General features: G+C 75.9%; 2 protein-coding genes. Both read left to right on the plus strand.

Annotated elements, in window-relative coordinates; all coding sequences use genetic code 11:
- Positions 1-2: 2 nt before the first annotated feature.
- On the plus strand, positions 3-1,631 hold the full coding sequence (locus tag NX794_RS16415; RefSeq protein WP_258779284.1) for an AMP-binding protein: 1,629 nt from the start codon (positions 3-5) through the stop codon (positions 1,629-1,631).
- A partial coding sequence (locus NX794_RS16420) for an SDR family NAD(P)-dependent oxidoreductase (protein WP_258779285.1) occupies positions 1,628-7,885 on the plus strand: 6,258 nt, incomplete at its 3' end. The genes NX794_RS16415 and NX794_RS16420, both read left to right, overlap by 4 nt.

Here is a 7,885-nt window from a genome sequence, read left to right on the forward strand (position 1 = left end):
CGGTGACCGGCGGCGAACCGGGCACCCTGCCGGGGGCCGCCCGGATGCTGCACGACTGGTTCGCCGACGGCCTCGCCCGCAACCCCGACGGACCCGCGCTGCGCATCCTCGACCGTGCGTGGAGCTACACCGAGGTCGACGCGCTCGCCCGCGCCTGGGCCGCCGCCATCGGCACGGCCGGTGAGACCGGCGCGCCCGTCGCCGTGCTCGCCTCCAAGACCCCCGAGGCGTACATCGGCCTGCTCGCCGCCCTGTACGCCGGCGCCCCCGCCGTGCCGCTGAACCCGGAGAACCCGCCGGCCCGCAACGCCGCCGTGCTGCGGGCCGCGGGCTGCGGCGCGGTGATCGCCGCCCCGGACGCGGCGGGGCAGGTGGCCCGGCTGGTGGAGGCGGCACCCGTCCATGTCGCGCTGGCCCCGGGCACGGGCCGTACCGCCCTGCCCGCGAAGCTGCCGAGCGCCGTCGGCGAGGCCCGCGTCCTGACGGCGGACGAGCTGTCCGAACCCGGCGCCGGTAACGGGTGGCGGCCACCGGCCGGAACCCCCGACGACCTCGCCTACATCCTGTTCACCTCCGGCTCGACCGGCACCCCCAAGGGCGTGCCCGTCAGCCACGGCAACGTCTCGGCGTTCCTCGCCGCCTCGCTCTCCCGGTACGGCGTCCGCCCCCAGGACCGCTTCAGCCAGGTCCACGAGACCACCTTCGACCTGGCGATGTGCGACATCTTCCCGGCCTGGGCCGGCGGCGCCTGTGTCTGTGTGCTGTCCCGGCTCCAGGCCCTGGACCCGGCACGCTGGGTGCGCCGGTACGCGCTGACCGTCTGGCACAGCACCCCCAGCCTCGCACGCGGCCTGCAACGCGCCGACCGGCTCGCCCCCGGCAGTCTGCGAGGCCTGCGCCAGTCGGTGTTCGCCGGCGAGCCCCTGCTCGTGGACACCGCCCGCTACTGGCAGCGGGCCGCACCCGACGGCGTCCTCGACAACATCTACGGCCCCACCGAACTGACCATCGCCTGCACCGCGTTCCGCTGGCACCCGGACCAGGACCTGTCCGACCCGACGTACGGCGCCACCGTACCCATCGGCGCTCCGAACCCCGGCATGGCGGCCATGCTCCTGGCCCCGGACGGCTCGCCCGCCGACGGCACCGGCGAACTCGTCATGACCGGGCCCCAGATGTTCCGCGGCTACCTCGAACCGGCCCAGGACGCGGGCCGGTTCCTGCACCACGGCGGCCGGCGCTGGTACCGCACCGGCGACCAGGTGCGCGCCACCGCGCACGGCTGGGTCCACCTCGGCCGCAAGGACGCCCAGGTGAAGGTCAACGGCTACCGGGTGGAGGTCGGCGAGGTGGAGGCCGCCCTGCGCGACACCTCCGGCACCGACGCCGTCGCGTTCGCGCTCGACGCGCCCGGCGGCACCCGGCTCGTCGCCTACCTGCTCGGCGACACCGAACCCGACACCGCGCACCTGGCCGAACGGCTCGCCGACCGCCTGCCGCCCTACATGCTGCCCCGCCACCTGTGGTGGCTGCCCGACGCACCGCTGAACGCCCATGGGAAGACGGACCGGACCCGGCTGCGCGAGGACGCCGCCCGCCGGCTCGGACACGAGGGGGAAGCCACGCCGTGAACGACCCGATCGAGTGTCACCTCTCGCTGCCGCACGACGACTTCATCATGCAGAACCACCGTATCCACCAGGTGTCGGTGATGCCGGGCGCGACCTTCCTCGACATCGTGTACCGGATCCTGCGCGCGCGGGGGATGGACACCGAGCGCGCGGTGCTGCGGGACGTGCTCTTCGCCGAGCCCATCGCCACCGCCCCGGGACGCGACCTCGCCGTCCGCGTCACGATCGGCGCCCCCGACACCACCGGCTCCCGGCCCGTGGCGGCGGCCGGCGCCGTCATGGCACCGGGCACGGACCCGGCGGCGGCTTCCGACGGTGTCCGCTGGCGCCCACACTTCTCGGCCCGCCTGGAGTTCACCGACGAACCCCCGCCCCCGCCGATCGACCCGCGCGCCCTGCTCACCCGCGCCGAGTCCAGCCGGGACATGGCCGAGCTGTACCGGCAGGCCCGGACCGAGGACATCGAGCACGGCCCGCCCATGATGGGCTTCGGCGTCCTCCACCGCCTCGACACGGGCGGCCTGCTGGCCCGCCTCGAACTCGACCCCGGCTCCCGGGACCAGGAGAGCGCCTTCCACCTGCACCCGGCGAAGCTCGACGCCGCCACCCTCGTCGCCTTCGGCCACCGGCCGCCGCCCGGACCCGACCCGTTCATCCCGGTCTACATCGCGGAGTTCCGCGCCCCGCGCGCGGTGACCGGGCCCTGCTGGGTGCACGTGCCGACGGCCGAGACCGTCGCCCCGTCCGGCGACGTGATGCACAACGACTGCCTGCTCTACGACGAACAGGGCCGCTTCGTCGCCCAGTTCACCAAACTCAGCTGCAAGCGGGTACGGCACGCCGGGCTCATCACCCGGCTCCTGGACACCGACACCCCGGCCGCACCGCCGGAGCGGCCCGCCTCCGCCGTCGAGGCGGCCGGCGACCCCGAGCAGCGGCTGGTCGCGTACGTGCGCTCCCTGATCGGCGGCCTGCTGGGCCGGGCTCCGGAGACCGTCGACCCCCGCCGGGGATTCTACGAACTCGGCCTGGACTCGGTCGCGTTGCTCTCACTGAGCGCCGAACTGGAGAAGGTCGTCGACGGCCGCCTCTACCCGACGCTGCTCTTCGAGCACCCGGACGTCGCCTCCGTCGCCCACCACCTGGCCCAGCGGCACACCCTCACGCTGCCGGCCGAGGACCGGGCCGCCACGGCACCGACCGCCACGGCACCGACTGCCACGGCACCGACTGCCACGGCACCGACTGCCACGGCACCGACTGCCACGGCACCGACCGCCACGGCACCGACCGCCGCGACGGACGCGCCTGCCGACGAGCCGCCGGCACCACCGGCGTCCGCCGCCCGCCTCGCCCTCCACCGCCCCCGCTGGATACCCCTCGCCGCCACCCGCGCCCAGCAGCCGCCCGGCGATCTGCTCGTCGTCACCGCCGACCCCGCGCTGCCCGACGCCCTGCGCCACCGCGCCGCCCCCGGATCGCGCACGGTGCACGTGCTGCCCGCCTTCACCTACGAGCGCACCGGCCCCGACACCTGGCACCTGCCCACCGGCAGCCGCGCCGACTTCGGCCGCCTGCTGGACGAACTCGCCGCCGAGGGCACCACCCCGACGGTCCTGGCCGTCTGCCCCGCACCCGCGCCCGGCCCCTCGGCCGACACCACCGACGGCTACGACGTCGTCTGGGCGCTCGCCGGCGCGCTGGCCGCCCGGCCCGCCGACACCACCCGCCAACTCCGCTTCCTGTACCGCGCCGCCGACGAGGGCGCGGCCCCGCAGCACAGCGCGGTCGGTGCCCTGGCCCGCGGCATCACCGCCGAGAACCCGGCCCTGCGCTGCCGGAGCACGCTCGTCGCCGGCGCGCCGGACGCCGGGGAACTCGCGGACATCCTGCTCGCGGAGGCGGCCGACGGCGGCGCGGACACCGAGAGCAGGCACCGGGACGGCGAGCGCCAGGTGCGCCGCCTGACGCCCCACACCCTCGACGCACCGGACACCCCTGCCCTGCCCCGGGGCGCCGTCTGCCTGGTCACCGGCGGAGCGGGCGGCATCGGCTCGCTCCTCGCCGCACACCTGGCCGGCACCCAGGGGGCCCGCCTGGTGCTGTGCGGGACCCGGCCGCTCGACGCCACGGTCACCGCCCTGCTCGACCGCTGCGCGGCACGGGGCGGCGAGGCGCACTACGTGCGGGCGGACGTCTCCCGACGCGAGGACGCCGAGGCCGTCGCGGCCCGCTGCCGCGAGCTGTACGGCCGTATCGACGCGGTCCTGCACTGCGCCGGCCGCACCGACGACGCCCTGCACTTCCGCCGGGACCCGGCCGAGACCCGCGCCGTGCTCGCCCCGAAGCTGGCCGGCACCCTGCACCTCGACCGGGCCACCGCCGACAGCGACCCGGCCCTCTTCGTGCTGTTCTCCTCGCTGTCCGCGGTCCTGCCCAACACCGGCCAGTGCGCGTACGGTTACGCCAACGCCTTCCTCGACGCCTTCGCCGGCCACCGCGCCGCCGACCCCGCCCGCACCGGACGCACCCTGTCCCTCGCCTGGCCCTACTGGGCCGAGGGCGGCATGCGCGCCGACGCCGCCGCACTCGCCCGCTCCGCCGAGTCCGGGATGCGGCCCCTGCCCACCGAGGTCGCGCTCGCCCTGCTGGATGGCTGCCTGGCCCGGCCGGACACCCCGGCCCGGCTGGTCGCCGTACACGCCGTACACGCCGAGGGAGCCGCGGCCGGACCGCTGACGACGGACCTGTTCGCCCCCGTGCCCGAACAGGCGGCCACGGAACGGTCGGTCACCGTGGCCCGGCACGCGCCCGGCGGCGCGCGTACGACCCCCGAACCCATCGCGATCGTCGGTGTCGCCGGACGCTACCCCGAGGCCGCCGACCTGGACGCCTTCTGGGCCAACCTGGCCGCCGGCCGGGACTGTGTCACCGAGGTGCCGCCCGACCGCTGGGACCACGACGCCCTCTTCGACCCCGAGCCCGGCCGGCCCGGCCGCACCTACGGCCGCTGGGGCGGCTTCCTCACCGGCATGGACCGCTTCGACCCGCTGTTCTTCGGCATCTCCCGCCGCGAGGCGGAGCGCATGGACCCCCAGGAACGGCTGTTCCTGACCATCGCCTGGCAGACACTGGAGGACGCCGGGTATCCGCCCGGCTCCCTCACCGCCGAGCAGGTCGGCGTCTTCGCCGGCGTCATGTGGAACCACTTCCAGTTCGTGACCGACCCCGACGACGAGACCGCCCCGGTGGCCCTGCACTCCTCCGTCGCCAACCGCGTCTCCTACACCTTCGACTTCCGCGGCCCGAGCATCGCCGTCGACACCGCGTGCTCCTCGTCGCTGACGGCCGTACAGCTCGCGGTGGAGAGCCTGCGCCGGGGCGAGAGCACCCTCGCCCTCGCCGGCGGCGTCAACGTCATGCCGCACCCGCAGAAGTACCTCCAACTCGCCCGTGGCCGCTGGCTGTCCCGGGACGGCAGGTGCCGCGCCTTCGGCGAGGGCGGCACCGGCTACGTACCCGGCGAGGGTGTCGGGGCGGTGCTGCTCAAGCCGCTGGACCTGGCCCTCGCCGACGGCGACCACATCCACGCCGTCATCCGCGCCGCCCGCCTCAACCACAGCGGCCGCACCAGCGGGTTCACCGTGCCCAGCCCCACCGCGCAGGCCGCGCTCGTCGCCGACGCGGTCCGCGAGTCCGGCGCCGACGTGCGCGCCCTCGGCTACGTCGAGGCCCACGGCACCGGCACCTCGCTCGGCGACCCGATCGAACTGGACGGCCTACGAACCGCGTTGGCCACCTTCAGCCCCGGGCCGGAACACGTGGCCGTCGGATCGGTGAAGACCAACATCGGCCACCTGGAGAGCGCCGCCGGCATCGCCGGACTCACCAAGCTGCTCCTCCAGTTCCGGCACGGCGCCCTGGCACCCTCGCTGCACGCCGACACGCTCAACCCGCACCTTGACTTCGGGGACGGCCGGCTGGCCGTGCAGCGCGCCGCCGCGCCCTGGCCGCGCCCGTCCGGCGGCCGGCGGCTGGCCGGCATCAGCGCCTTCGGCGCGGGCGGCTCCAACGCCCACCTGGTGCTGGAGGAGGCCCCGGAGGTCCCGGCCCGGCCGGCACCGCGCGGCCCCCGGCTGTTCGTGCTGTCCGCCAAGGACGACGAGGCCCTGCGGGACCGGGCGTCCGCCCTGCTCGCCCTCCTCACCCCCGACCCGGAACGCCCCCGGCACGTCGTCACGACCGAGCCCGCGCCGGTACGGTCCCTCGTCGCCCGGCGTCTCGCGGTGCCCGAGACGTCCCTCGGCGGCGACGAGACCTTCGGGGATCTCGGCCTGGACCCTGCGGCCCTCCTGGCCCTGGCCCACGACCTGGCTCAGGGTGCCGAACAAGCTGACCTGGCCGAGGAGTTCACGGCAGCGGTGCACTCCGGGACCACGCTGGACGAGGCCGCCGAGACTTGGGCCGACCTCGCCACGGCGGCCACCCGCCCGGGCGAGGACGGCCTGCCGAGGCTCGACGACCTCGCCCACACACTCCGGGTGGGCCGCACCGCGATGCCGGCCCGGTTCGCCGTCGTCGCCGACGGCCTCCCGGAACTGCGCGCGGCCCTGGAACGCCTGGTCAAGGGAGCCGAACCCGGCCCCCGTGCCTACCGGGGAACCGTGTCGGCCGACGCCGTCTCACCCGCACGGGCGGTGGCGGACACCGGGCACAGTCCGGAGGACCGGGCGCGCCGCTGGGTCGCGGGCGAGACCGACGAGGCCGGCGGGCCCGAGCCGGGCACGCATCCCCGCCGCATCCCCCTGCCCGGCTACCCCTTCCGCGAGGAGCGCTGCTGGCCCGGCGGATGGACGGGTAAGACGGTGGGCACGGACCACCGGGAAGCCGCGCCCGGCGGCACAGTATCCGCCCCTGCCCCGGCCACCACACCCGCTCCCACGCCACCCGCCCGCGACGACGGCGCCGAACTCGTCGTCCTCGACGGCGGGATCGGCCTCATCCGCATGAACTCGCCCATGTTCACCGAGCGGTTGCTGAGCGACCTGCGCGAGGCCTTCGACACGGTCGCCGCGCGCACGGACGTCAAGGCCGTGGTGATCACGGGCGCCGACGGCGTGTTCAGCATGGGCGGCACCGCCGAGGCCCTGGAGACGCTGGCCGACGGCGACGGACGCTTCACCGACCAGGCGTTCGTGTACGAGGGGCTGCTGCGCTGCGACCGGCCCGTGGTGGCCGCGATCGACGGGCACGCCTCCGGCGGCGGCCTCGCCTTCGGGCTGTACGCCGACGTGGTGCTGCTGGCCGAGGAGAGCGTCTACAGCGCCAACTTCGTCGCCTACGGCTTCACCCCCGGCATGGGGGCCACCTATGTCCTGGAACGCCGGTTCGGCTCGGCCCTCGCGGACGAGATGATGCTCACGGGCCGGTCCCTGACCGGAGCCGAACTGCACCGCCACGGCGCCATGGTGACGGTCCTGCCGCGCCGTGAGGTGCTGCCGGCCGCGCTGGACCGCGCCCGCGCGCTCGCGGCCCGTCCCGAGGGAGCCGTACGCCGTCTGAAGCAGGAGCTGGCCGGCCGGGTGCTGGCCCGGCTGGACGAGGTGGTCGGGCAAGAGGTCCGCATGCACGAGGAGGTGCTCGGCGCCGAGGCCCGCGACCGGGTCCGGGGGCACTTCGCCCGGGTGGAGGCGTTCCGGGGGACCGGGAACACTGCAGCGCGGGACCCGGAGCCCGTGCCCCCGGCCGAATCGGCACCGGCACCGGAGGCCGTGCCGCAGGCCGAGCCGGCACCGGTTCCGGGTCCGGTGCCCCGAGTCGAGCCGGCACCGGCACCGGAGGCCGTCGCCGGGCCCTCCGCATCGGAGGTGCGGGCCGATGTCGTCGCCTCCCTGGCCCAGGTGCTCTACCTGCGGCCGGAGGAGATCGACGACGAGCGGACCTTCGCCGAGATGGGGCTGGACTCGATCGGCGCTGTCGAGGTCGTCCGCGACCTCAACGAACGGCACGGCGCCGGTCTGGAGGCCGTCGCGGTCTACGACCACCCGACCGTGCCGGCGATGACGACCGCCCTCCTGACGGCCCGCCACCGGACCGCCGCCCTGCACCGCGCGGCCCTCGAACCGGCGGCACCGGCCGGGTCCGACAGCCGGCACGCCGTTGCCCCGGACGCCGAGGCACCCGGCGACACCGGCGCGGCGGCCAAGCCGGTGCCCCGCACGCCGGTGCCGACCGGTGACTCCACGCCCCCCCCC

It is taken from the genome of Streptomyces pyxinicus (assembly GCF_024753135.1).
Taxonomy (GTDB): Bacteria; Actinomycetota; Actinomycetes; order Streptomycetales; family Streptomycetaceae; genus Streptomyces; species Streptomyces pyxinicus.